The organism is Vibrio sp. HENC-03 (assembly GCF_000305755.2).
Taxonomy (GTDB): Bacteria; Pseudomonadota; Gammaproteobacteria; order Enterobacterales; family Vibrionaceae; genus Vibrio; species Vibrio owensii.
In genome coordinates this window covers 500,801-525,189 of the sequence record NZ_JH976122.1, presented here as the reverse complement: position 1 = coordinate 525,189, position 24,389 = coordinate 500,801, and the positions used below count along the sequence as shown (strand labels likewise).

Sequence of the window (24,389 nt, the reverse complement as noted above, 5' to 3'; positions counted from 1 at the left end):
AGGGAGGCTGAACACCTCCCTTTTGCTAACTGAATATCGGCACTTCTACCATCGAAGTATGATAAAACGCATAACGCCCTTTACCCAACTGCTTCGCCCTGTACACAGCCATATCGGAACAGTGCAGCAGAATATCAATATCTCGCCCCACGCCCTCTGTGAGAACAACCCCAATTGACGCGGTTAAACTGATATCGATGCCTAGACGATCCGCCGTGCTTTGTAATTTAGCGAGGAATTTGTCTAGCTTGAGCTCTAATTCACGCTTAGTTCGAAACTCTTGCGATAACACCACAAACTCATCACCACCAAATCGACCTATGATGTCGCGCTTGTGGCCAAAACTCTCTCTCAACACCGCCACAAACAGAGCGATAACTTTATCGCCCGCTAAGTGACCGTATGTATCGTTGATGTACTTGAGGTTATCCATATCAAAGAAGATACAGGCTTTGGGTGTATTACTTAGAGATAAGGACTTCTCTGCCCCTCGCAAGAAATACTCCCGCGTGAGCAACCCACTGCGTGAACAAAACACGCCATTGCGACTGGCTTGAAGAACTTGTTCAAAGTGCTCTTTTAGCTCCATCGAGCTGTCGTTGAACACTACTTTGCTCTCTTCTAAGAATCGGTCAAGCGGTTGAGTCAAACCGACCACCTGCTTACCCATCAAGCGCGCGATAACGACGTAAATCGCGATAATCAGCATCACGTTTGCACCAAACATCAAAGTTCCATCACCTAGCAAGGTACTGAACTTAGCTTTTGAAAGCAGGATCCAAGGCGTGCCCTCTATCTTAGTAAACTCAACATATGACAAATCAAAAGGCTTGCTGTAAGTGAAAAAGCCACCATTGGCCGTTTCGGTCAGCGCTTTAAGGTTCTTTTCACGGTCGAATAGCTTCTCGTAACCGTAGTTAAACAAGTTAATCCCAACATAATGCTTATCTTTGGAATGACTGATGACATTAAGATTTTCATCTAACAGTACACTGTAGATGTCGTTTTCATTGTCGGTCTGAAGTGCAGTTTGAATTTCACTGAAATGAATAGACGCTGAGATAGTACCCATCAAATCACCGAGTTCGTCAAACATAGGACGACACAGCACATAAACAATTTTGCCGTTTGAGACGTCGGTGAGAACGTCTGTCATCACCGCTTTCTTACTGCGGATCACTTGATGGAAGTAGTCACGATGAGCGATGGAATGCACTTTATTGTTGTGTGTGCTGACCATGTTCCCCACACCATCGCTGAATCCAATGCCCGCCAGTTCAAAGGCCTGCTTATATGGAACCGCACGTTGCGCACGCTCTTGCAATGTGATGTCCGATTCGATGAAGTGCTCATCTTTACTCATTGCACGTAGCAGATCACGGTAACCATCGACGATAGTACCAAGGTTGAGCTCTGCAGATTTAACATGGTATCGGGCTAGGTTTTTCGCTTCATCGACCTGCTGGTATGCCCAATAGGTGAAGTTAGTGAAAAGCGCGATCAAGACAATCGGGACAGTGTAACGCAGAGTGACCGATTGAAGACTTCGAGATACGTTCATGATTTAGTTATTGTTATTTGTTGTCGTATGGAGGTTAACTTTTTATTTAAGCCTTTTTCCCACTAACCTTTGCATCGTTTGAAGTACAACTCTGGGAAATCACAAGCACATATTTCACAAAGTCTCATTAGCAAGAAAATCCGACGATTATACCCACCCCTGTATATCGACACAGCCACTTTATGACCTTTTACGACAAAACATTTTACTCACTCGACAAATGATTTTTGTTTATAAATATCATCGTGTTGAATAATTCTCACTGAGTGAGAAACCCTATTTTTATTGATAGATTAGAAGATTTATCTCTTTCAAACACCGACCTTTTGTAACGAGTATCACAATTTTTATATGGCGAAAGTGTGAATTTTTCTGCTTGATTTCTAACAATTGAGATAGTTAGCCTACACTTTTCATATCAACTTATTGGATATGGACGTGCACAGTGGTCGGATCGTTTTCATGGAATAACCTATCTGTTAAGCACAAGCTGTTTAGCTTAGTTTTTTTACCCATCGTTTTACTCCTCTTTCTTGCGGGGCAACAAGTTCACAGACTTTCCACTCAGGCTCAGGATCTGGAGAAAGCGCAACTGTTTTCCGACTATATGGATAGCGCCTCTTATCTGTATAACCTGCCGAATAACAGCGAAGTGTCAGACAAAGAGTCGGAGATCAAAGCCGTCACGCAGTCGCTCAATAATGAAGCCAAGAATATCTTTGCCGACAACGGCGTAGAAATGGCAGATCTGCTCGCGAGTCTGGAAGAAGCCAGTCTTTCTCTCGCAACGACAACGGACATGGATGAGCGCTTAGACGTTGCAGAGTGGCGCGCAGACACCTACAAGCAGATTCTATTGGCGTTAGAAAAAGTCCCTTTTAATGACGCTACATTCGAAATCCAAGCTCACCTCTCTGCCCTTATGCAGATTGAATGGTTGATGTTTTGGTCCAAAGAAGAAAACCGACTGAGCCAATATCTGATTTACTCCGTTGAGCAAAACCAATTTTATGACGCTGACATCAGCAGCGAGATTGAATCGCTCGTCAAAAACCAACAATTGTTCCTTGAACGCTTCGTCACACTCAATGCCAATCAACAACAAGTTGAGCTGTTAATTGAAACATTCACCAATGAAGTGTTCGTCCTCAGCCAAGAGTTCAGAAGCTTTCTGTTCAACGAGGAAGCGCTCAGCACTCTGCCAGAAGGTGAAGTTGCCGCAGGTTTAACCGCATTGAACGGACGCTTAGCGTTGCTTAAAAACGTCGACAACAAAATGACCGAGCAACTGAAAGCCGACGTGGATCATGCAATTACGACTGCAAACCAACAGCGCTTGATGTTCATCGGTATCATGTCTGTCATTACCATTTTGGTGATTAGCTTGGCGTTACGTCTGGTTCGTAAAGTGACGAGTAATCTTCAGTTGGTTTTGGAATTTCTTCGTCGTGATAGCTACAGTGAGGAATCGCCGCTTGAAGAGCTCGTTAAAGGTAAAGACGAGTTAAGCAAGTTTGCTCAAGAAGTGGAAAGACTGAGTTATGAGCGTGAACAAGCCAACATCAAACTAACACAAGCAAAAGAAGACGCTGAACGCGCCAAAGACGATGCGATCAAAGCCAGCAAAGCAAAAAGTAGCTTCCTTGCTAACATGTCGCATGAAATACGAACACCACTTAACGGTGTTATCGGTATATCAGAAGTGTTGTCTGATACCTCCCTCACTGCCACGCAACGCGACTATGTGGATACTATCGAGACTTCATCGCAACTGCTGTTGAGCTTGATTAACGACATTCTAGACTTCTCAAAAATTGAATCAGGCATGCTACTTATCAGCCCACATTCAACTTGTGTTCGCGAATCTATTTACGACATCGCCTCCATCGTTTCGCCTAAAGCCAAAGAGAAAGGCATCGATCTTCAAGTGAGCATCAGTCGTAACACACCTTTCCGTTTGATGATTGATGATCACCGCTTACGCCAAGTGGTGATGAACTTTATGTCTAACGCGGTTAAGTTCACGGAAAAAGGCACGGTGCTTCTTTCTGTTACCACCCACAGTGTTTCTGGCTCTAATGCGGTCATGGAATTCTCTGTTCGAGATTCAGGTATCGGTATCGACGAACAACAACAGAAGAAAATCTTCGAACCATTTGCACAAGAAGACGACTCTACAACACGCCAGTTTGGTGGTACCGGTCTTGGCTTAGCAATCAGTACTCAGCTCGTTGAGTTAATGGGCGGTAAGATTCAATTGGAATCCGAAAAAGGCCAAGGCAGTCGCTTTTTCTTCCAACTGTCCCCTTCTGTTGTTCAGCTAGACTTTGATGCCAAACATGCCGCGGCCAACAGCCAAATTTGGTTGGTTTGTGAAGATGCCGCAATGGAGAGCACGCTGCGTGATGAGCTGAACTTCTATCGCATTGCGGTTCATCAATCCGTGACGAGTTTAGACGCCCTCCCAACTTGGATTAACGACAAAGAACACGTCATCGTCATCTACGCCGAAACGCGACCAAATGCGGCAATGGAAAGCGAAGATGCCTTCCACCGATTGGAGACTCAAAATGTACGCGTTTGCCTAATCAAACATCTACAAAGCGATCAATTTGACTTCGGTGAAAGCGTCAGTGCAATGATCACGCAACCTCTGCTTGGCCAACGTTTGGTGAAAGCGCTTGAAAACTGTGAGGCCAAATTTAGCCAAACCGCTCAACGAGCCGCAGCAAGCGCGACAGCCAATACCAAAAACAAAATCTTGGTGGTCGATGACAACACGGTAAACCAAAAAATTGCGGGCTTACATGTGACAAAAGCAGGCTTTACGTTCGACCTCGCCGCCAACGGGCAAGAAGCGGTCGACATGTTCAAGAAGAACCAATACGCCTTGATTCTAATGGACTGCATGATGCCCGTTATGGATGGGTTTGAAGCAACAGAGAAAATCCGTCAAGTCGAAAAAGAAGAGAACCGCAGTTACCGCATTCCAATCATTGCGCTAACCGCCAGTGTGGTCGATGACGACATCCAGAAGTGTTTTGATGTCGGCATGGATGACTATGTACCCAAACCATTCAAAGCCAACATCCTTAAAGAAAAACTGGCAAAAGCCGTTGATATCCCGACAGTAGATAGCCCTGATGTAGTACCAACCCCAATCAGCGCCGCAGCAAAAACACGCCCGGCAGACAAGCCTGAAGAGCCTGCAATGAACACCTTACCAAGCCGTTCAGAGCGCATCTTGTTGGTCGAAGACAATACCGTTAACCAAAAAGTTGCGTCATTGCTGCTGAGCAAAGCGGGCTATCAATTTGAGATTGCCGAGAATGGTCAAATTGCCGTGGACATGTTCCAACAAGATAACAGCTTCGACATCATCTTGATGGATTGCATGATGCCAGTGATGGATGGGTTTCAGGCGACAAAAGAAATTCGCGCTTATGAACGAGTTTCTGGTCTGCCTAAAACCCCGATCATTGCACTAACGGCAAGTGTGGTGGACGACGATATTCAGCGCTGTTACGACTCAGGTATGGATGCCTATGTGCCAAAGCCGGTGAGAAAAGAAAAACTTCTTCACCAAATTGAAAGTGTGATTTAACGGATAAGGTAATGGTCATGGATACCCATTTCTTAGTGAACAAAAACAAAGTGTTGAGATCACTCTCTACTGCAATGATCGCCTTTGCCCTGTTAATGTCTTTTGATAGCGAAGCATTGGCGGCAGACCAGTATGCGATTTTCTCTCTCGACTCAGGCTTTGATGAGCTCAGCATCACCAAAGCAAGAAAGCTTTACCGTGGTAAGACTAAGCGTTTACAAGGTAAGCGTATCGAGCTGTCTGATTGGCCCGATACTTCCTCAGAACGCTCAGAGTTTTATCGCTATTTACTCAACAAAAACATCGCGCAAATGAACGCGCACTGGGCGAGTTTGTCGTTCTCTGGCAAAGCACGTCCACCAAAAGTTATCGACAATTCCAACATGGATGCCCTATTAGCCTGGATGAAAGAAAAGCCGAATCGCATTGGCTATGCACCGGTGAGTAGCCTCCCTTCTGATGCACAAATCCTCTACGTAGTAAGTTCGGAGAAATAATATGAAGAAAACACTCATCGCATCAATGACAGCAGCAGCGCTTAGCAGTGTGGCCTTTCCGAGCTTGGCGGCGATAGAATTAACGGACAACTTATCATTGAGCGGCTTTGGCTCGACTTCTTGGGCAACCACCGACAATGAAACGCCCGTCCTCGTGAACCGATTTATCGACGACGAAAACTGTTACGACTGTGATACCACGTTTGGCGTTCAGCTCGACTTCTACTACGATGCCTTTAAAGCTTCCGCACAAGTGGTAAAAAGACCGCAAGATCACTGGAGCGATCCACAACTTGAATGGGCTTATCTTGCTTACACCTACGGTAATGTTGAATTTCGTGGGGGTCGCTTAAGAATGCCGGTGTTCTTGGCCTCCGAGTATTACTATGTGGGACATGCATTTACGCCAGCGCGCCCACCAAACGAGGTTTACGACAGTATCTTGGGGATTACCGCCTTTAATGGCATTTCATTCCTGTGGAACTACGAGCTCAATGACAGCATGACGTTAACCACAACGCCTTTTATTGGCTTTCGTGATGAAAGCACCGTCGACTTTAACGCCAATACTGAGCTAACGTTTAAAACTAATGAAATGTACGGCGTGAACTTTATCCTGAGTGGGGATTACTACCGCTGGAACTTTACGTATTTAGACTCAAATTACGATCAAGAGACCAAACTACGTAACCTGACCACCAATATTCCTGGTGTGGGCATCGTTCAGATTCCGGATCAAACCATCAAAGCGAAAGACCAAAACATTCAGCTATTCTCACTTGGTGCTGAGTACGAGTTTGATGCGCTGACGTTAACTGTGGAAGGACAAACCAACGACATTGCTTCCGCATGGTATGTGCAAGGTACTTACAACTTAAACAAGTTCACACCTTATGCGACCTATGGCCAGCAGTTTGATGATCATGAACATCGAGTTGGCGATAGTTACCTCTTCGGTGTGAGATACGATCTTCACTACAATGTGTCACTCAATGCAGAGTGGCAACACTTCAAAGCTTATCGTGACGCCTCTGGCGCGTTCGTCTCTAACCCTTCCGATGACGACGCTAATATGTACACCATTATGCTTAACTTTGTGTTCTAACCCTTTGGCAGGTCGACACTCATCGACCTGCCTTTTCCTCTATAAACATTATCCGTCTATAAACATCACAACTTACTTCATCCTTTGCCATTTTATCGACTTATGATTTAAATCGGTTGATGATCACGACTGAGACGATGGTTAGCCCCATCCCTAAAGCGTGAAACCAAGTAAATGCTTCGTCCAATATGAAAATTGCACACAACGCTGTCATTGCTGGGCCGATGTTACTCACTAAACTCAGATGCGCAGGGTTCAGCCGTGCCATGGCAGCAGCAATCAGATAAGAAGGAATGACGGTACAAAAGATGCCTAGCAACACACCAATAGTAATGAGTTCATTGTTCATCGAGCTCAACTGTAACGAGCTAAACGATAAATGAATAAGAATGGCGACACCGGCACTGCCCATGCCGATACTGGTAAACATGGTACTCCCTAGCTTCGCGATGCTGGCTTTGCTCAACACCAAATACACGGCAAACACAAATGCAGAGAGAATCGCCAACCCGCCGCCAAGCAAGATCTGCTCACCATAGTGAGAAAGGTCATGCGCCACAATCAGCCCCACTCCCAAATACCCGACCAACACGGCTGACAGTACCTGACGGTTAGGTGATTGTCCCTCTTTAAACCACATAATTAACACGACAAAAGTCGGGAACAAGAACAACAATAAACGTTCAAGTTGAGCAGAAATGTAGTTAAGTGCGGTGATATCGAGATAGCTTGCTAAGTAATAACCAAGCACACCAATCGCGGCGGCTTTGATTCCGTGGTGTTTCACTTTCGCTCGGTTCTCGGAGCCGCGTAGCATACAAAAGAGAATACAAAGGTAAAGAGGCAGTGAACTCATTGCTCTAAGCGTCATGATGCTCACCGCGTCACCGCCATACTGATACGCGAGTTTGACGAACACAGGTTTAATAGAAAATAACAGCGTACCAGCGAGTGCAAACATGACGCCAACAGTCATTGCACTAACAGGCTTCTTTTGGGGTTGATGTTCTGAACTAGGGCTGGAATCGGATGCCGTATTCATTTTCTCTCCTTGATGATTGATAACATTCAAACAAGGCTACGAGATAGAATACGATTCTGGCTGCATCTACTCGCAGCCAGGCACAACTCAACCTACCGACTGCTTGGCATTGGAAGGAGGAGCCACCAGAGGTTGGTTGTGCGGATGATCATTTTACTTCCCTATTCGGGTAGAAGGTTCAGACTAACCATTGAACATATTTTGTTCAAGCTTACGGTCTTTAAAATAGTACTCTTTATCGTGTTGTCCGACCTCTCTAAGCACTCGACAAGGGTTACCAACGGCTACCACATTGGCAGGAATATCCTTAGTTACGATACTGCCCGCGCCAATCACCGAGTTTTCTCCGATCGTTACACCCGGTAATACCACCGAGTTTGCACCAATCCATACATTGTCTCCGATTCGAACCGGCATGTTGAACTGTGCTACGTCTCGTCTCAAATCGGGATCGATTGGGTGCCCTGCCGTTGCAATGGTTACATTAGGCCCAATCATCACGCTATTTCCAATGTAGATGTAGGTATCGTCGACCAAAGTCAGATTGAAGTTTGCATAGACATTGTCACCTAGGTAAGTGTGACAACCCCAGTTCGCTCTTAAAGGCGGTTCGATGTAGCAGTTCTCACCAACAGACGCGAGCAGACGACCGAGTATCTCGCCCCGCTTTTCTGATTCCGAAGGACGTGTGTGGTTGTAATCGTATAAGGTCTCAAGACATTCGGTTTGCATTGCCGCCAATTCTTCATCATTGCAGAAGTACACTTTTTGGCTGTGCAACATGGTTTTCTTATCCATTATTATTCCTGTTGAGGGGATGTTCTTGGTTGGAATTTAGCAGAGTCAGAATAAGAAAGGCTTGCCAAAAGTCATAAAATTCGCGCCTTACTTTGTAAGCAAGGTGAAGTAATGAACCCAAGGTACGCTTTCACTGATGATGTACTGTTTCTGCACAGACAAAAATGCGACGCTTAGTCTTTTGACGCGTTAGGTAGATGCCGAGACAAAGCATCCATGAGGTCCTTTTTGATGAGTGGTTTGGCAAGAACTTCATCTGCACCCGCATCGATAAAAGATTGTGTCGATTGCTGCATCACATCCGCAGTCCAACCGAAGATCACGACATCATCCAGCCCTTGTTCGCGGATTCGCTTAACTACCTCAATACCACTCATTTCTGGCATATGGTTATCAATAATGATGAGATTGAAAGACTGCTCGTTCAACAGGTTCAGCGCTTCTTGTCCACTGCTGCATGTGTGACTTTTCGCCCCTAACTTATCTAAAAAGACTTTTGCGATGATTTGATTCATCCTATTGTCATCGGTAATCAGCGCGTGAACGGAAGAGAGATCTTCAACCTTCACATCCTCTGTTTTATCTTCAATGGCATCGCCTGAAGCACTCGGTAAGCTAATCACAAAGCGGAACTTGCTTCCCTTTCCTAACTCGCTCTCAACACTGATTTGGCCATTCATAAGAGTCACTAATTTTTGACAAATCGCTAAACCCAACCCGGTGCCACCATACTGCCGAGTCGTCGACACTTCCGCTTGTTCAAATTCATTAAAAATAGAATTCATACGATCTTGAGGAATACCGATACCGGAATCTTCTACGCAAAATTCTATGAAGGGCGACTCTAGCGCTTTGATGGAAACGTTAATATGACCAGCCTTGGTAAACTTGAGCGCATTGCCGACAAGGTTGAGCAATACCTGCCGAATACGCACAGAATCACCACTATATTGGCACTCATCGCTGCATTGGTTGTCCACGCTGAACACAATGCCTTTCTCGGAACACAAGCTTTGGTAAGTCACTTCCACCGGTGTAATGATATCCGCCATTTTGAAAGGATGAATATCGAGTGCAAGCGCATCACTTTCTACCTTGGCTAAATCTAAGATGTCATTGAGAATCGAGATTAAGTGTTCACCCGAGTTCAATGCGAGTCGCAGCACTTTCCTTTGTTCTGGGTCTCGGATGTCATCGATCAGTATTTGTAGCATTCCCAATAGCCCATTAAGCGGCGTTCTGATTTCATGGCTCATCGTCGCTAAAAATGCCGATTTCGCTTCATTGGCATGCCTTGCCTTCAATGCCTCGGTTTCAAGGTCACTCTCTAAACGTTTCACTTCTGTAATGTCACGTTCAATGGCAATAAACCGCTCAACAACACCTTGCTCATTCCTCAATGGGATAATATCGATGTCAATCCAATAGGGTTGTTTGTTTCTCGTATAGTTGAGTATCTCCGTCCTAACTTGCTCACCCTGTCGAATCGCTTTTCCGATGTCTGCGATAGTCTCTGGTGAAGTATCAGCACCTTGCAAGAAAGCACCCGGCGCTAACCCTTTGATGCCATCGAGTTGATAACCCGTCATGGATTCAAACGCCTTGTTTACCCACTCAACCTTTCCGTGGTGGTCTGTAATAACAACGGCATCTCTCGCGGCTTTAACTACGGTCGCAAGTAACTCGCTCTCCTTCTCTTTTTCTTTCAATTGAAGGTTAGATTCTTCTAGCTCCTGCTTGGATTTTTCGAGTTCACGGTGTGGGTTAACAAATAGCCTTTTTCCTATGAATGTTACGATAATCGAACTCACGATTAACACGCCAATTAAGCCCTTTAGCAAACTGCTTTGAAGGTTCGTTAATTGTTCATCCAAGAAGGATTTACTGACACCTTGAGTCAAAAGCAAATTGCCTCGGCTCAAGGGTTCTTTATTGATGATCCATCGGTCGATTTCGCTTGCTGTTGGAACGTGCTCATGGCTATGGGAGAGATGCTCTTGCGCCTGTGTTTCAGTTAGGTGAGCCAGTTCAGGAAGCGGTGGAATAGTTTGACTGAGTTCATACCACCGCTCTCTTCCTGTTACGAACGAACCAAAAAAGTCATCGTAATCGACAGCGGTTTCACCATATAACACCCCGACAAAATCACCATTATTTACAAGGGGCATAAAAAGCTTTAAGCAGATGTGATTAGTATCATCGTGCAGCAGATACACGATGCGCTCATTTAATCGAGACTCGGAAAGCGCATTAAAAATCGCGACTTCTTGTCCAGATGCAGGGTGACGAAAAGTGTCTTCGAACAATAAATCGCCGTTAACATCTCTTGCTGCAAATTGCATCGTTTGATGTTGGCCTTTAAAACGCTCCAGCTGAAACGCTAACCCTTCAACATCATTGTCGACCACGGCGTCGATAACCCCACGGTATTGGGATGCAAGGACGATTCGATCTTCCGCTACTTCTAAGTACTTCTCCATGAAGATCTTGGCCGACTCTAGCTCAAACCGACCATTCCCCTTTTGGAGTTGTTTTATTGTCGCCTGACTTTCTTGAGATAACACAATAAGTGAAATGACTCCGTAAATGAGCGCAGTCATTCCAATAAAAATGAGTAATAGAGCTTTCGGACTGAACCTAGAGAGCTTTTTTGCCATGAGCACATGCTTCCTTGCGCGAATTCATCGCTTTTACATCAATAAGTGTAGGATACGTAACCGGTTAATTCTCATACTCATTTAGGGTTAACCTTTGGGAACCAACTCCATCAATACAAATCACGCATGAACCTAATGAATGGGAAGCAGTAAACTGACAGAATCAAAAATGCCGCAAAGTTCGAATCTTGCGGCACCTTTCTAAACTGGCTTGTTTGTTTTCTTGCGATTTTCCAAGCGCGCTTTAAATTTCTTATTTCGGCGCTTTAAGGCTCGGAAGAACTTCGACTCTTCGTGATACCAACCAATAACGCTAATGGGGAATCCCACCAGCATCATGATGAAGACATCGGCAGGAAACTGCTCTGTAATATCCCTTACCGTTTGCAGCTCACCGAAGATAAACAAGCCTATAACCTTGCCAACCAACAACGCACAGCAAATCATCAAGAAAGACTTCATTATGTAGTGCCATTTGCCTTTCTTGCGCTCTTCTCGCCAATACACGTATTTGTGCTCGCGGTTGTACATTTCCCCCTCCGTTTAAGTGACATTGTCACCATCAGTCTGCGAAATGGAATGGTGATGCGAGACGGCAAGCTCGCACTACTTTAATCATAGTGCGATTGGAGGGAGTTGCTTGTCAGACCAATAAGAAATGACGGGGATTTTACTGAGCGGTCCACATTTGTTTGTATGAGCGCAATTCTCGGTTGGACTCATCCAAACCAAACATGCCTGCTAGTGCTTGCAGTTTTTGTTTGTAGTGCCCTAGTGCGCTTTCATCGTCAGTCATGATCGCGAATTCTGCGAAATAACCGATGCCTTCGAGATGGTCAAGCGTGATATGGAATTCACCGACAAAATAGATACTGCGAGTCTTCTTAGTATGAAGAATGACCTCGTAACCCATATTCTCCAACATGCTTTTTGCCGCGTGAGACTTGGTGATGTCTGTCGCTTCGCATCGATCTTCTTCCGGCCCTTTAACAATCCAAAGCTTAATACCAGATGGTTCAATTTCACGAATCACCAAGCTTTTGTTTTCATTGGTTAGTTTGCGTTCCGGCGTATCGTAAAACCAATCTGATTCTTGGTTATCTTCGAACATCACCTCGTGCTGTAAGCTGCTTAGCGCAGTTAAAAACGCTCGCTTGTCTTTTACTCGGTATTTCAATTCAACTTCAAACTGACCTTGAAAATGATCTTGTGCACTCACGCGACTACCTCTCTACAACTGTTCGCTTGGACATTTTATTCTGCTCTTCACAAGGTGAAAGGACTTTTAAAATTGGCGAAAGAGTAACATGAGTTCCGCGACTGGTCTGAAACACAAGATAACTTTGTGCAAAACGTGGCACAAAACTTAAAACGCGAGAGAAAGCATATAAACACAGCTTGCAATGCCAGTTATGACGACCAAAGTCCTGCCGATGGCAATATCTGCAATGTACATGACGGGATGAGCCATTCGAGTAAAAGCAAATACAATCGCAGGCATGGAGAGATCAGACCATGGAACGCCACTCAAACTCGCGGCAAGAATGGTTGCGCTATAAAATGCCAACGCCTCCCAAGCATTCGACTGCGCCGCAATGGTTCTTGCGGCTCGACCACTGAGTTTTCTCTCTTGCAAACGTGGATGATGGTTATCTAGATGACCGAGTTGCTGGACTTTGGCATAGCCCCCAAGGCCGGCTAAAGCATAAGGAATAAAACTGACAAAGACTAAGACAAACAGTGCGGTAGGCATAACAGGGATTCGTGATAATGATTCATAAGTTAAGTTTAGCAATTTCTAATTTGCTCGACTGCTTACTTGTCTCATTAATGCTTACGAAACACCCAAATTGGCCCGATTAAGAGGAACTGAACATCTTCAAAAAACGATGGTTTCTTCCCTTCGATTTTGTGCCCGATAAACTGGAAAATCCAAAGCACACCAAAAAGCAGCATAGAAATCTGTAAGACTGGCCAACCGAGTATGTCCATCGACCAGATTAGCCCAATACACGCAACGGTGTAGCCAATCATCATCATGAATACGCTGAGAGACAGACGGAAGTAGAAGATCCAAGCGGGTAAAGCAACAACCCATACCCAGTTGAGATTGAATCCAAACAAAGGAATTTGCGGAATAGACCAAATCAACCCAACCACGGATAAAAAGATACCCGGCACCGCCACTTTATGAATCTTTTGATTGATTGGGTTTTGATGGCTTTCACCGTAGGCTTCTAACCATTCAGAGAGTTCACGCATAACTTCACCTTTAACATCGCTATAACATTTATATAGTCGGTGCGAGTTAAAGGTGCGAGTTTTTGCCCGAAGATATTGATAATAAACAAAGTATCTGTGACCAAGCACAAACTATGTTACTGATATCCCAATGAAATACGCTGCACTTTCGTTAGTTTAGCAACCACTAAGTCATAAGAGCGTTCGCACAAATCCTGCACGAAGCCATCTTCAACATCGCCATTGAAGTAAACCGTAATCCAATGACGTTTGTTTAGGTGATAACCCGGCGTTATGTCAGTGAACTGGGAGGTTAGTACTTCCCCATCTTCAGGTGCTACTTTCAGGCTCACATACTCTCGTCCGTGGCGCTGTGCCAAAACCGCAAACATCTTGCCTTTAATTTTGAAGACTAGCGCTTCGGGGCCAAATGGAAAGCTGCTTTCTGCACACATGAAAGTATCAAGAAATTGCTCTAACTCTTTAATATTCATCCGTAATCCTCTTTCAAACCCATGACTTGGCTCTACTCATACTGCGGTAATAGAAGCTTTAACGCCTGATTAACCTGCCCTTTTTCTGCACTATTTAAAGAGCCCATCAGATCATGTTGCGCTTGAAGGTGTTGCTCTATCAGTGAATCAATCAGCTCAAACCCTTTTTCTGTGAGTTCGACAGTAACGCTGCGGCGATCTTCTTTACTGTGCTCACGCGCAATAAGACCTTTCTTCTCTAGCTTATCAAGCCGATTCGTCATGGCACCGGACGTCAGCATCATGGATGAAATCAGCTCCGATGGCGTTAAACGATATGGCTGACCACTGCGTCGCAGCGTTGCTAAGACATCAAACTCGCCCATTTTGAGGTCGTAACGTTTGTGCAGCTCGGCAACGTGGTTCTCCATGTGCTTTGCGATTCTCATCAAACGCCCCATGATCGCCATCGGTTCGGTGTCGAGCTCCGGCTTTTCCTTAGCCCACTGGCTTACCACTCTGTCAATTGCGTCCATTACCCTTTCATCTCCAAAGACATTTAGATTTACGAATTTATTTTAACATAAAGATACTTTACAAAAAGCCATCACGAGCGTACCTTTACAATAAATTATCTCAACGTAAAGATATTTTACATGAACATTTTACTCGCGATGATTCCGGCGTTCTTTTGGGGTACCACTTACGCCGTGACACAATTTACTCTGCCAGACTGGCCGCCAGTGCTGCTTGGCGCACTGCGAGCTTTGCCAGCTGGCCTTTTGTTGCTTGCTATCAAACCATCATTACCAAAGAAACAAGATTGGAAGATCTTACTGGTACTCGGCACGATCAATATCGCCCTCTTCTTCGGACTCATCTTTGTTATGGCGTTGACCTTGCCTTCTGCAATTTCCGGAGTGGGTATGATTTCTGTCCCTGTGTTCGCGATGCTGTTTGGCTGGGTTGTGTACAAGCGACAGCCAAGTTTGATTCAAGGGATAAGCGGCGCAGCGCTGATTGCACTGGCGTGGTTCCTGTTTGCTCCTAGTTCGATCACACTCAACCCAATTGGCTTAATCGCTATGCTCTCGGCAATCATGTGTATCGTTATCGGCAGTAGCGTCACTAAGTCTCTTGGTGCAAGAATGCACTGGTGGACGGTGCTAACATGGCAGCTCATCCTAGGTGGCATCATTCTTTCTATCGCCGCAGCCATCTTCGCGAGCTTTAATCCAGAGCCGTATGTGAGCGCCCTGCAAAACGCATCATTAAGAAACGTCGGTGGTTTATTGTGGGTCATCGTCCTTAACACCGCACTTGGTTACGGCATGTACGTGTGGCTATTGCAACGCATGTCTGTGGTGGACTTTACCTTCGGTGGTATCGCAAACCCAGTAGCTGGCATTGTTTCTGGCTTAGTCTTGATGGGCGAAAGCTTCACTCCCGTTCAATACAGCTTGATGCTTGGCATGATCCTAATGTCACTCGTTCCGCAACTGGTGATGTCGTTCAAACAAAAACGCAGCATCAATCACGCAAAGCCTTGTGAGTCATAACGCTCTGCAAGGTGAAAAACAAAAGCCCGAGTTTATGCTCGGGCTTTTTGGTTCTGCTTTCTTCACTTCACCGTTATCGGCTTATCTTTCACTCCAGCGTAAAACACCAAAATCTCTACCGGCTCATCACCCGTATTTGCGCCAAAATGCCATTGGTCGACAACTTCCGCAATTGCATCTCCGGCTTTCAGTACGATCTTCTCGTCATCCTTTTTCGTGACTGTGATTTCCCCTTTCAGCACAATGCCAGCATTAATGACAGGATGTTGGTGCATGGGAAGCTGCACGCCCTTCGGGACGGTAATTTTCACAATGGTGACTTCCGGTTGGCCTTTGGGGTATTTTGGCAGCGTAGTACCATCCCAACTGGTCGTGGTCTTTAGAACTACGTCGGCCTCTACTGAATCTGGCAAATGGGTGTCTGCCCATACAGAGCTAAACACCAATGAAAGTGTAATCACTACAGTTTGAATAGGTTTCAAAATCCTCTCCTTGTTTATTGATAACCTTTGTTTAAACAGTAAGAGAGGATGGAAGATGATGACGAGTGGATAAGAAGAAGTGTGAGCGAAACAGCGAAGCCTATTATCATGATGCAACAGCCGACTCTGTTGTTGAGCCGAACATCACTCTTCTACTAGGCTGATTTCGATGCGCTCTTTGCCTTTGCCGATGTTCTTTCGTTTCAGTTGAATGCGCCCAACTTCTGATGTGTTTTTTAAATGAGTGCCGCCACACGGAACTTGCGCGAAGCCATCAACTTTCCAGTAGCGACGCTGTTCGCTGGTATCAGAAAAGTCACTGATGATGTCAGCGTGAGAATCAATCACACTTTGAGCTTGTTGTTGCAGCTCTGGCAGCAGTGGTTTAACGCTCTCATTCCACTCAAAATCAATCCGGCTTTTGTCGGCAGAAATGTGCGCACCGACTTTGGTCATCTCAGGAAAACGGTGAGTCACGACTTCAAGAATCACTTCCGCTGCAAAGTGCAGTTTCATCAAAGCATAACGACGCGCCCAATCAATCTGCGTTGTCACGACTTCGCCAGCTTGAAAGTTTGGCTCACGTTCCAGTGTATAAACAATGGATAGACCTTGCTTCTCTGCCTTTATCACCGGGATACCACCGATGGTGCCTGTATCGCTTTCCTGACCACCAGACTCGGCGTAAAAGATGGTTTCTTCTAGCTCGATACAAGGCCCGTCTGCGCGAGAAACGGTAGATTCCAACTTAACTTGATACGGGTCATCCCAAAATACTTTGTGCGTCATTGCCTTCCCTGCAATTTATCGTGTTGATGCCCTACTTTAGGTGAGTTTTATATCAATGCATAGCGTATTTGTGTGATTCTCTGCCCGATTTCATCCATAAAAAATGCCCACCGAATCGGCAGGCATTTCCTATTTCATAAAGTTTTAGCGCTAAATAGCGTCTTTATTGGGAGATCTTTTTCATTTGTAAGCCCATAAAGATGAAACTGATGCCTTCAATCAGTAGCGAGATGCCCACAAACGTGCCCAATAGCGTGGTTGAGAATGCAGGATCATCAAGCAGCATAAAGAAGTAACCACCGATCAGCACTGAAATTACGCCACTGAATACAATAACGTTGCTGCTTGGTAGGCTACGGTTGCTCAAACCAAAGAAGATACGAGTCAAACCGTTTAAGATCATCACAATCACCATCAACATGGTAATCGTGACAAGGCCCGCCAGTGGTTTGAACAAGATAAACAGACCACCCACGATATACAGTACTGCACTTAATACATACCAAAGCTTCTCTTTCCAAACATTGATGGAAAATGTGTGGTAAGCCTGAACCAGACCACTGAACAAGAGTACTGCACCCACGATGGTTGAGATCGTCACGCCTGCCAGTACAGGCAAACTCATGGCACCAATGCCCATTAGTGCGATGATAACGCCAACGATAACGAAGTATTTCCAGCCTTTAGATAGGAATGTAGGCTGTTGTGATTGATTAGAATTTTCCATTGAATGCCTCTTGAATTAAACGCGAGCCGCCTTTTCAGTCTAGTCTAATAAAATATAGAGAGTTCACAGACTTAACAGAAATACGTGTCCCGTTTGCATAAATGGATGTTAAACCCGTATCACATCATCGCCTATACGCTATTTTTGAATAATAAGTTTCAAGATTGCTGGATTAAACCAGTGCAAAACAAGGAGATGGAGAGTAGGATTAGCGGCTTTTATAACGCCAGTTGCCTGACTTTTCTTTAGACGTTCCCACTCCTTTCATTCAGGCTACTTTTTTGAGGATGACATTTTGCTCGATCATCATATTCGCACCTTCATTTCTGAAAAGCTCAGCTCAGTAGGCATCAACAGCGACCCTTATGGTATTGAACTCACCTCTGTCTTTATTTTGGCGAGCCTCACTGCGGCCGCTCTCAGCTATTTGATTGTGCATCATCTGATTGTTAGAACGGCCAACAACGTTCTGATGAAAACCAACAAACCACTCGCTGAGAGTTTGACCAAGTATGACGTTTTAGAGAAGCTGTCGTTGCTCATTCCCATCATGGTGCTCGATGTCTTCATTCCACTTGCTGTCGGTCATTACGATTGGTTGGCGGCGATCTTCGATAGAATTTTAAGCATTTCGATTTTAGTCATCTTTGTGTGGATGATCTTCGCCCTACTCGACGCTATGAATGACATCGCGACGTTTAAAGGCATAACCAAAAGAATGCCGATCAAGAGTTTTGTTCAGTTGATTAAACTGTTCACCTTCTTTGTTGGCGTCGTGGTGTCCATGTCAATTCTCGCCAATGAATCCCCAGTCATTTTCTTGTCTGGCTTAGGTGTCGCAACGGGTTTCGTGATGCTGGTGTTTAAGGACACGATATTAGGGTTTGTTGCTGGCATTCAGCTTTCTGCAAACCGTATGATCAGCTTAAACGATTGGATTCAGATGGACGCCTATGGCGCAAATGGCACGGTAGAAGAAATCTCACTGACGACGGTGAAAGTCCGAAACTTCGATAACACCGTAAGCATGCTGCCCGCCTATGCACTAGTTCAGAACGCATTTATCAACTGGCAAGGCATGTCTGATTCTGGTGGCCGACGTATTAAGCGCTCCGTTAATGTCGACGTTACATCAATTCGTTTCTTGTCTGATGAAGAAATTGAAAAGCTGAAAAGCATTAGAATCTTACGCCAATATATTTATGAAAAGTCGCGTGATATTAACGAATACAATGAAGAGATGAGTGATGAACCGGCGTTTGGCAACCTTCGTCAAATGACAAACTTAGGTATGTTCCGCGCTTATATTAATGCGTACCTGAAAGCGAACAAAGATATTCACCAATATATGCTGATCATGGTTAGGCAATTAGAACCCACACCAGAAGGCATTCCGCTTCAAGTTTACGCTTTTACTAATAATACCGACTGGGCGTATTACGAAGGCGTTCAGGCGGACTTGTTCGATCACATCTACTCTATTATGCCTTTATTTGGCTTGCGTCCTTACCAGATGCTAACCAGTAATGACGCTAAACAGATTGCATTGGAAAATACCACCAGCAAAAACACTCAATAAAATAACAATGAGGGTGAAGCCTATGCTTCACTCTCTAAACTGGGAGTGAGGCCCTTGCGATTGTAGCGATGCTCCGCTAGCACACCATCTTGCACCTTGTAACGCAAACCATATTTACCAATACAGCCTCGTAACCTTGAGCGCGTCAAATCCGATAAATCAGATGCGGTACTTGCCTTGTCTACAAGTTGCACCCAATACGTTTCCATTTTGTCTTTCACAATGATCCCCCGACCAACATTTATAGATTTACCGAGAATTCTTGCAAATACCGATAGTGGTCTGGATAGCATACGACAGAACTTTTCTGACAGAATGCCTACGAGAATCGCAGATTTCTCGTTCAATGCGGTATTAATACGTTGAAAATAAAGCTTTCCGTCTAATTTTTGGCTTGGTTTGAAATGGAATTAAATTCCATAAAAATAGATGAAATTTGTTGGATTTAAGAATTTCAGCTTAATCGTTTTAGCTAAAAACAATATTTATTGAGTGAACCAGAGGTTGTTTCTCCTCTGGTTCACTAAGCTGCTCAATCAATTATTGGCATGCTGAACCTTTGCCAGTCCATACAGAAGAAATGTCTGGCTGATCACCACGCGTCCACCACTTCGCCTCATACTTAACGCCGTTGTAAGTCACTTGATCACCGCCAGAGTAGGCTTTTTGAGTTGACCACGGCAACGCTACATCGCTGATGAGCTCCCAGGCATCGCTGTTATCAGGCTGATTGTTCTGGCTCCAGTACTTTGCCTTCCAAACGAGCTGCTTGTAGCTGACAAGATCACCGCCCGAGTACGATTTGCTTGCTGACCATATCGCGTAGTTCGCCGCATTTGGGTCGCTGATGCTGCAGGCATCGTTGTTGGCTTTGACTTTCACAACCGTACTTGAACTGGCACTTTCCCCTACTGGATCAGAGACGATCACACGAACCGCAAATTGGCTATCGACCGTGACTTCCGGAACCGTCAGACGAATAATGCCTGCTGATACAGGCTGATAAGCCAAGCCCGATGTATGCCATTGATATGAAAGCACATCACCATCTTGGTCCGATGCCGTAGCGATAATCTCAATCATCTCTCCAGATTTTGCCTCCATGCTTTGCGGGAGAGACACTTGCGGCGCATGATTTTGGTTTGCTTGAGGCTGAGCACTAATCATCACCGTATCTTCAGAACTTGCTTGTCCATCGGAGACCGTGACGGAAAAAACGTACGACTCCGCTTTGTTAGACTCCGGCAAAATGACACTGGTGTTCACTGTGTCGGTAGATTGAATGGTCGCTAGTAAACCCGAGACTTGCTTCCACATGTAGGTTAACTCATCACCATCGGCATCCGTCGACTGGCTTGCAGAAAGCGTAATGGTTGCGCCTGACAGTACAGACTGATCTTCACCAGCATGAGCAACAGGTGCGCTATTCTCCGTTGGAGTGGAGTCGGTTAAGGAATCAGACTGAACAATAGAAACTTTGAGGTCTTGCTTTGGTTCCTCAATGTCTAGCGAACTCAACACCGTATTATCGCAAACAACTTCTGCTCTAGTCGGTGCATCCGATTGCTTGAGGTTGATGTGGAACTTGTTCATCACGTTATCGTCATAACGGAATCCAACCAATTGGTAGTTATCTGTTTGGTAGTTTCTACCGTTATACACTCTGACATAACATCCATTTGTGTTTAGGCTCTCTGCCGGAGTCGGCTGATAGACAAAGCCATACGCACCATGTAATGCTGGGAAAATATAACTCTTAAGTGTCTGTTGAGGGTCGTAGTAACCGACGAGCGTTGTAACAGCGACACCGCTATCCGAAGGTACACGTGTTGGGTTATTTTCCGCTACCTGAGCTTCACTGGTTTCTTGCCAACCTTTACCATCGCTGATGTAAAACTTGCTGTCACCACGATTCAAGTTCACCGATTGGCCATTAATATGAACTGTCACGCCATACCCTGAGTAACGTGCAACGTTCACCACTTTACCCGCGACAACATTTGCAGCACTCGGCAAGTAAATATCGCGAATCCAACGACCGTCTCCCGTTTCTACTTTTGTGATATCAAAGTCATTGATGTAACCCAACAGCACTGAACCTGAAGTGTCATCTTTGATCGTATTTAGTTGAGATTGCGAGGCGATAGATTTGGCCAACAAGAGCGCTGGTTGTTCATACTCTTGCATCGTTGTGGTTTCACCGTCCCATTTACTAAATCCAGTCGACGATGCCGCATCAAATGCCGCCTTTTTCTCCATAAAGGTCTGAATCTTTTCTAGCACAAACGGAGTGTGCAGGGTGTACTTGGAAATCGGTGAAGTTGGCTCACCGCCCCCCATTGCATCTCTGTTGAACTTATAGCCTTCGAAAGCCGGGATTCCTATGCCGTCGGTACAACAAACCTGATCCTGACCATTGCGCTTGTTCCACATAAAGTTAGCAATAAAACGCTGTTGGAATTGATCCCAACCCCATGCAGAGTTTATGTCTGTAGATGGCCGATGCGTTGTGCCATCCGTGCCACCCGGCCAGTGCCCGAGGCCAAAGTTATGCCCGACTTCGTGGCTCCATTCGTTACCTAACGATGAGTCGATAGTCACCATACCGTTGCCACCACTGCCACCGTGAGCAACCACGCCATTTTGATAACGCCCTACTGCGGCAATCGCTGTAATTTGATTCGCCGTATATGGATGCGCTCTCTCGGAGATCGCCGTTGAAGAGTTGATACCATAGTTTGCTAGGTTGATGCCGTGCGACATCAGAATCTTGGTGGTATACGCGCGCATATCCCCTTTGTGCCAAGTGCCCGTGCTCGGATCTAACTCAGTTAACAAACGGCCATCTGGCAGCATCACTTCATTGAGTTTCACTGTTTCGTATGGGTTAACGATCAACTTGCTTACCGGAATTTTTTGGAAGTAGTCTCTATGTCTTTCAGGATTGTCTGCGAAGTAAAAACGGCCCCTTGGATTGGTTAGCATTCCTAAATCCATCGTGTTTATCAGCAATTCGTTCGGCGCACCAATATCCAAACCGGAGAGGACACCTGATGTGCTTCCATTCAGGAGCTCTAGAGTAAGGCCGGGCTGTACCCAAGTCGCTGGCAGTGTGACTGACCACATATCTTGCGCATAGGTAATGTCGAGGTTTGGGCCATCGTGACTCGGTATTTGCTCTGGTGGGTTCAGTGACAGCACACCTAATTGCTCACCATTAGCATCGCGCCCAATCACTTTCACTTGCGTCGAGTCCAGTACGTTCTCGACAGGTTTAACAAGCAGCAAAGTATCGCGCAATGCAGTGAGGTGCGGCCTAGGATCGCCTTTATCATTGTGATGAGGAACCGTGATGTTTTGCGCATAAATGACCATCGCCTCAAAATCACCCTGTAAGTCATTAGTCGGCTGATTATTATTGAATGGGATAACCTGAGCGTGAGTAACGCTCGTGAATAATAATCCGCAAGCGACACTTAACCCTATACTGACCTTATTTATTTTCATACCTTTCCCTTATGTTTGTATTTAAACCACTTTGTTTATTACTTTTATTTCCCAGCAATTGTAAAAATCAACTTCATGAAATCAGATTTTTCTCCCGAGAAAGTTCAGGTTAAAACGTTAAAATATTTCTTATCGAGCAAGCTCGAACAGAGCGTCCATTTCATGAGTTTAGAAATCACTTAATTAGTTTTGGCGAATTTAAAGCTCTATCCTGAGAATTAACACCGCTTTCAAAGCCATCAAGACAACAATGATAGAAACCAAAAACCACCAAAATAAAAGCAATAACTTTCAAGAACTTAAGTAATTTTAGATTATTGCATCCATAAAATAATTAAATATTTAGCAGCATATTTCTGTAAATAAAAGTTAAATAAATAAGTTTTAAACCAACCTCTTGTTGTTGAAAAGATCAGACTTTTACTACAGCACTATTATTTTCATCCGACTGATAAATAAGAAGATTAAAAAATAACGCATAAAGTCTGTTTAATATGGAATCAGAGTCATGAAATTCATTAACCAATAACTCATGCTTCATAACTTGCTGAATCAATACCTCATTTTTCAAAACGCTATTTGAAATTCATGATATTTCGGAAATAAAAAAGCGGAGAAGGAAAACCTTCTCCGCTTTATGCGTTATTTATACGTTCGAGGGAAAACTAAGGTGTCACGTCTGTAAACGTAAAAGTCCCGTTATCCAATTCGCGTTTCACTTCTTGCTTTTTGTCAAAGTCAATCTTAGTCAAGTCAACTTTCTTGATTCGACTGTCATGCATCGTGGTGTAGTACAGCGCCTTGTTACCTTGATCGATCACTGAGGTCCATTGCGTCGCACTCGCCAAATCAGGGATATGTTCACGATATTCAGGCCCAAATTCTGTACCAATTGGAATATCGAAGTTGTTCAGAATGTGGAATGCTTGTGATACCGCCTCTTCGCCCGTTTTTGATTCTGGAGCAGTGTTTACGAAAAACGCCGCACGAACAAATCGCGATGGTGGTGTAATGTCCCCTGGCATACCCAAGAAGCCTGAGCCAATACCGAACGACTTCGCCTCAACACCACCAAACTTGGTTGGCGCACTAGTGCCCGGCTGCAAATGAATGTAATTATTTAAATTGGTCACTTGCCACGGGAACGTTGGTGAGTTCGTTAGTACACCGACTTCGTTGTCGTAGATGTGTACTTGTCCATGATCCATGATTTCAATGACGATGTTGTTACCCGCTTTATCGGTAACACGCCAGTGCCCAGTTGGTGAAGGCTGTCCTTTCTCATCGATATAAACCGGAACAATATCGATGTTTTTCATCGCTGTTTTAACTTCATCGACGGTTTTGAACTGCGACAGCATCCAACGAACAAAGTCCATATCAGCGATGCTGTTTGCACGGTCTTTCGCGTCGTACGCTTTTAGCGAGCCGTAACCTTTGAAGTAAAACAAACCGGCAGTCAGTCCTTCTTCATTGATACCTTCACCAATGAAGCGATCGTCACTGACGGAGATCCCAACAAAGCCGTACTTACTCTTCCAACTCAAACCTTGTTTCTGGTCCGGCATAGTCGAGGTAAACGTGTAATCACGGGGAGCAACAATCAACTTGCTGTTGAGATCGTTTTCGCCCCACTCTATTGTGCGAGCATGAATGTGGTCATTCGCCACAGTAGAAAGAGAGATGCCAGTACAAGCACTCGCCGGAACGATAATGCTCGCAGAAAGTGCCATAGCAAGGAGGGTTTTCTTTATCATTTTTAGATCCA

The 24,389-nt window shown here is 44.9% G+C and carries 20 protein-coding genes; 5 read left to right on the top strand and 15 right to left on the bottom strand.

Annotated elements, in window-relative coordinates; all coding sequences use genetic code 11:
- Positions 1-25 precede the first annotated feature (25 nt).
- Positions 26-1,561, bottom strand: coding sequence for a diguanylate cyclase (locus VCHENC03_RS12970; RefSeq protein ID WP_009706045.1), 1,536 nt, complete (start codon positions 1,559-1,561; stop codon positions 26-28).
- A gap of 445 nt (positions 1,562-2,006) precedes the next feature.
- Between VCHENC03_RS12970 and VCHENC03_RS12975 the strand changes: the two genes are divergently transcribed.
- From VCHENC03_RS12975 to VCHENC03_RS12985, 3 genes are read left to right on the top strand one after another with little or no spacing between them, the layout of a single operon-like run.
- Positions 2,007-5,165: a response regulator gene (locus tag VCHENC03_RS12975; protein WP_032802721.1), complete on the top strand. Its 3,159-nt coding sequence runs from the start codon at positions 2,007-2,009 to the stop codon at positions 5,163-5,165.
- Positions 5,166-5,182: 17 nt separating this feature from the next.
- Positions 5,183-5,662 (top strand): hypothetical protein, encoded by a 480-nt coding sequence (locus tag VCHENC03_RS12980; protein WP_009706043.1) that lies wholly within the window; start codon positions 5,183-5,185, stop codon positions 5,660-5,662.
- A 1-nt stretch (position 5,663) separates the two neighbouring features.
- Complete coding sequence (locus VCHENC03_RS12985; RefSeq protein WP_032802720.1) at positions 5,664-6,767, top strand: porin; 1,104 nt, start codon at positions 5,664-5,666, stop codon at positions 6,765-6,767.
- Between the two features lie 100 nt (positions 6,768-6,867).
- Here the strand turns inward: VCHENC03_RS12985 and VCHENC03_RS12990 are convergent, their stop codons facing one another.
- From VCHENC03_RS12990 to VCHENC03_RS13030, 9 genes are all read right to left on the bottom strand, one after another.
- The gene (locus VCHENC03_RS12990; RefSeq protein ID WP_032802719.1) at positions 6,868-7,809 is read right to left on the bottom strand and encodes a DMT family transporter; all 942 of its coding nucleotides are present in this window, start codon (positions 7,807-7,809) and stop codon (positions 6,868-6,870) included.
- Between the two features lie 183 nt (positions 7,810-7,992).
- Positions 7,993-8,607: a sugar O-acetyltransferase gene (locus VCHENC03_RS12995; RefSeq protein WP_009706040.1), complete on the bottom strand. Its 615-nt coding sequence runs from the start codon at positions 8,605-8,607 to the stop codon at positions 7,993-7,995.
- Between the two features lie 173 nt (positions 8,608-8,780).
- On the bottom strand, positions 8,781-11,264 hold the full coding sequence (locus VCHENC03_RS13000; protein WP_009706039.1) for a PAS domain-containing hybrid sensor histidine kinase/response regulator: 2,484 nt from the start codon (positions 11,262-11,264) through the stop codon (positions 8,781-8,783).
- Between the two features lie 201 nt (positions 11,265-11,465).
- Positions 11,466-11,795, bottom strand: a complete 330-nt coding sequence (locus VCHENC03_RS13005; RefSeq protein ID WP_009706038.1) for a hypothetical protein — start codon at positions 11,793-11,795, stop codon at positions 11,466-11,468.
- 139 nt (positions 11,796-11,934) lie between these two features.
- Positions 11,935-12,483, bottom strand: a complete 549-nt coding sequence (gene cyaB, locus VCHENC03_RS13010; RefSeq protein ID WP_009706037.1) for a class IV adenylate cyclase — start codon at positions 12,481-12,483, stop codon at positions 11,935-11,937.
- Between the two features lie 147 nt (positions 12,484-12,630).
- The gene (locus VCHENC03_RS13015) at positions 12,631-13,017 is read right to left on the bottom strand and encodes an MAPEG family protein (protein WP_009706036.1); all 387 of its coding nucleotides are present in this window, start codon (positions 13,015-13,017) and stop codon (positions 12,631-12,633) included.
- 74 nt (positions 13,018-13,091) lie between these two features.
- Positions 13,092-13,526: an Mpo1 family 2-hydroxy fatty acid dioxygenase gene (locus VCHENC03_RS13020; protein ID WP_009706035.1), complete on the bottom strand. Its 435-nt coding sequence runs from the start codon at positions 13,524-13,526 to the stop codon at positions 13,092-13,094.
- Between the two features lie 116 nt (positions 13,527-13,642).
- A complete protein-coding gene (locus tag VCHENC03_RS13025) occupies positions 13,643-13,999 on the bottom strand; it encodes an MmcQ/YjbR family DNA-binding protein (RefSeq protein WP_009706034.1) in 357 nt (118 codons plus the stop codon).
- Between the two features lie 32 nt (positions 14,000-14,031).
- Complete coding sequence (locus VCHENC03_RS13030) at positions 14,032-14,514, bottom strand: MarR family winged helix-turn-helix transcriptional regulator (protein WP_009706033.1); 483 nt, start codon at positions 14,512-14,514, stop codon at positions 14,032-14,034.
- A 120-nt stretch (positions 14,515-14,634) separates the two neighbouring features.
- On the opposite strand from VCHENC03_RS13030, the gene VCHENC03_RS13035 reads away from it, so the two are divergent.
- Positions 14,635-15,537, top strand: a complete 903-nt coding sequence (locus VCHENC03_RS13035) for a DMT family transporter (protein WP_009706032.1) — start codon at positions 14,635-14,637, stop codon at positions 15,535-15,537.
- A 62-nt stretch (positions 15,538-15,599) separates the two neighbouring features.
- Here the strand turns inward: VCHENC03_RS13035 and VCHENC03_RS13040 are convergent, their stop codons facing one another.
- From VCHENC03_RS13040 to VCHENC03_RS13050, 3 genes are all read right to left on the bottom strand, one after another.
- Positions 15,600-16,019, bottom strand: coding sequence for a cupin domain-containing protein (locus VCHENC03_RS13040; protein ID WP_009706031.1), 420 nt, complete (start codon positions 16,017-16,019; stop codon positions 15,600-15,602).
- A 144-nt stretch (positions 16,020-16,163) separates the two neighbouring features.
- Positions 16,164-16,808 (bottom strand): alanine--tRNA ligase-related protein, encoded by a 645-nt coding sequence (locus VCHENC03_RS13045; RefSeq protein ID WP_009706030.1) that lies wholly within the window; start codon positions 16,806-16,808, stop codon positions 16,164-16,166.
- A 163-nt stretch (positions 16,809-16,971) separates the two neighbouring features.
- Positions 16,972-17,535: an HdeD family acid-resistance protein gene (locus VCHENC03_RS13050; protein WP_009706029.1), complete on the bottom strand. Its 564-nt coding sequence runs from the start codon at positions 17,533-17,535 to the stop codon at positions 16,972-16,974.
- Between the two features lie 295 nt (positions 17,536-17,830).
- Between VCHENC03_RS13050 and VCHENC03_RS13055 the strand changes: the two genes are divergently transcribed.
- Positions 17,831-19,114 carry a mechanosensitive ion channel family protein gene (locus VCHENC03_RS13055; protein ID WP_009706028.1) on the top strand — a complete coding sequence of 428 codons (1,284 nt, stop codon included), beginning with the start codon at positions 17,831-17,833 and terminating at the stop codon, positions 19,112-19,114.
- A gap of 540 nt (positions 19,115-19,654) precedes the next feature.
- On the opposite strand, the gene VCHENC03_RS13065 is transcribed toward VCHENC03_RS13055, so the two are convergent.
- A complete protein-coding gene (locus tag VCHENC03_RS13065) occupies positions 19,655-22,621 on the bottom strand; it encodes a M66 family metalloprotease (protein ID WP_009706026.1) in 2,967 nt (988 codons plus the stop codon).
- Positions 22,622-23,286: 665 nt separating this feature from the next.
- Entirely contained in the window at positions 23,287-24,378 is a 1,092-nt protein-coding gene (locus VCHENC03_RS13070) for a linear amide C-N hydrolase (protein WP_009706025.1), read from the bottom strand.
- Positions 24,379-24,389: the final 11 nt, after the last annotated feature.

Excerpts from the sequence above, each read along its gene's own strand:
- VCHENC03_RS13065 (WP_009706026.1), bottom strand. The coding sequence starts at position 22,621 with ATGAAAATAAATAAGGTCAGTATAGGGTTAAGTGTCGCTTGCGGATTA.
- VCHENC03_RS13070 (WP_009706025.1), bottom strand. The coding sequence starts at position 24,378 with ATGATAAAGAAAACCCTCCTTGCTATGGCACTTTCTGCGAGCATTATC.
- VCHENC03_RS12995 (WP_009706040.1), bottom strand. The coding sequence starts at position 8,607 with ATGGATAAGAAAACCATGTTGCACAGCCAAAAAGTGTACTTCTGCAAT.
- VCHENC03_RS13050 (WP_009706029.1), bottom strand. The coding sequence starts at position 17,535 with ATGGAAAATTCTAATCAATCACAACAGCCTACATTCCTATCTAAAGGC.
- VCHENC03_RS12980 (WP_009706043.1), top strand. The coding sequence starts at position 5,183 with ATGGATACCCATTTCTTAGTGAACAAAAACAAAGTGTTGAGATCACTC.
- VCHENC03_RS13025 (WP_009706034.1), bottom strand. The coding sequence starts at position 13,999 with ATGAATATTAAAGAGTTAGAGCAATTTCTTGATACTTTCATGTGTGCA.
- VCHENC03_RS13020 (WP_009706035.1), bottom strand. The coding sequence starts at position 13,526 with ATGCGTGAACTCTCTGAATGGTTAGAAGCCTACGGTGAAAGCCATCAA.
- VCHENC03_RS13000 (WP_009706039.1), bottom strand. The coding sequence starts at position 11,264 with ATGGCAAAAAAGCTCTCTAGGTTCAGTCCGAAAGCTCTATTACTCATT.
- VCHENC03_RS12985 (WP_032802720.1), top strand. The coding sequence starts at position 5,664 with ATGAAGAAAACACTCATCGCATCAATGACAGCAGCAGCGCTTAGCAGT.
- VCHENC03_RS13005 (WP_009706038.1), bottom strand. The coding sequence starts at position 11,795 with ATGTACAACCGCGAGCACAAATACGTGTATTGGCGAGAAGAGCGCAAG.
- VCHENC03_RS12970 (WP_009706045.1), bottom strand. The coding sequence starts at position 1,561 with ATGAACGTATCTCGAAGTCTTCAATCGGTCACTCTGCGTTACACTGTC.
- VCHENC03_RS13035 (WP_009706032.1), top strand. The coding sequence starts at position 14,635 with ATGAACATTTTACTCGCGATGATTCCGGCGTTCTTTTGGGGTACCACT.
- VCHENC03_RS13030 (WP_009706033.1), bottom strand. The coding sequence starts at position 14,514 with ATGGACGCAATTGACAGAGTGGTAAGCCAGTGGGCTAAGGAAAAGCCG.
- VCHENC03_RS13015 (WP_009706036.1), bottom strand. The coding sequence starts at position 13,017 with ATGCCTACCGCACTGTTTGTCTTAGTCTTTGTCAGTTTTATTCCTTAT.
- VCHENC03_RS12990 (WP_032802719.1), bottom strand. The coding sequence starts at position 7,809 with ATGAATACGGCATCCGATTCCAGCCCTAGTTCAGAACATCAACCCCAA.
- VCHENC03_RS13045 (WP_009706030.1), bottom strand. The coding sequence starts at position 16,808 with ATGACGCACAAAGTATTTTGGGATGACCCGTATCAAGTTAAGTTGGAA.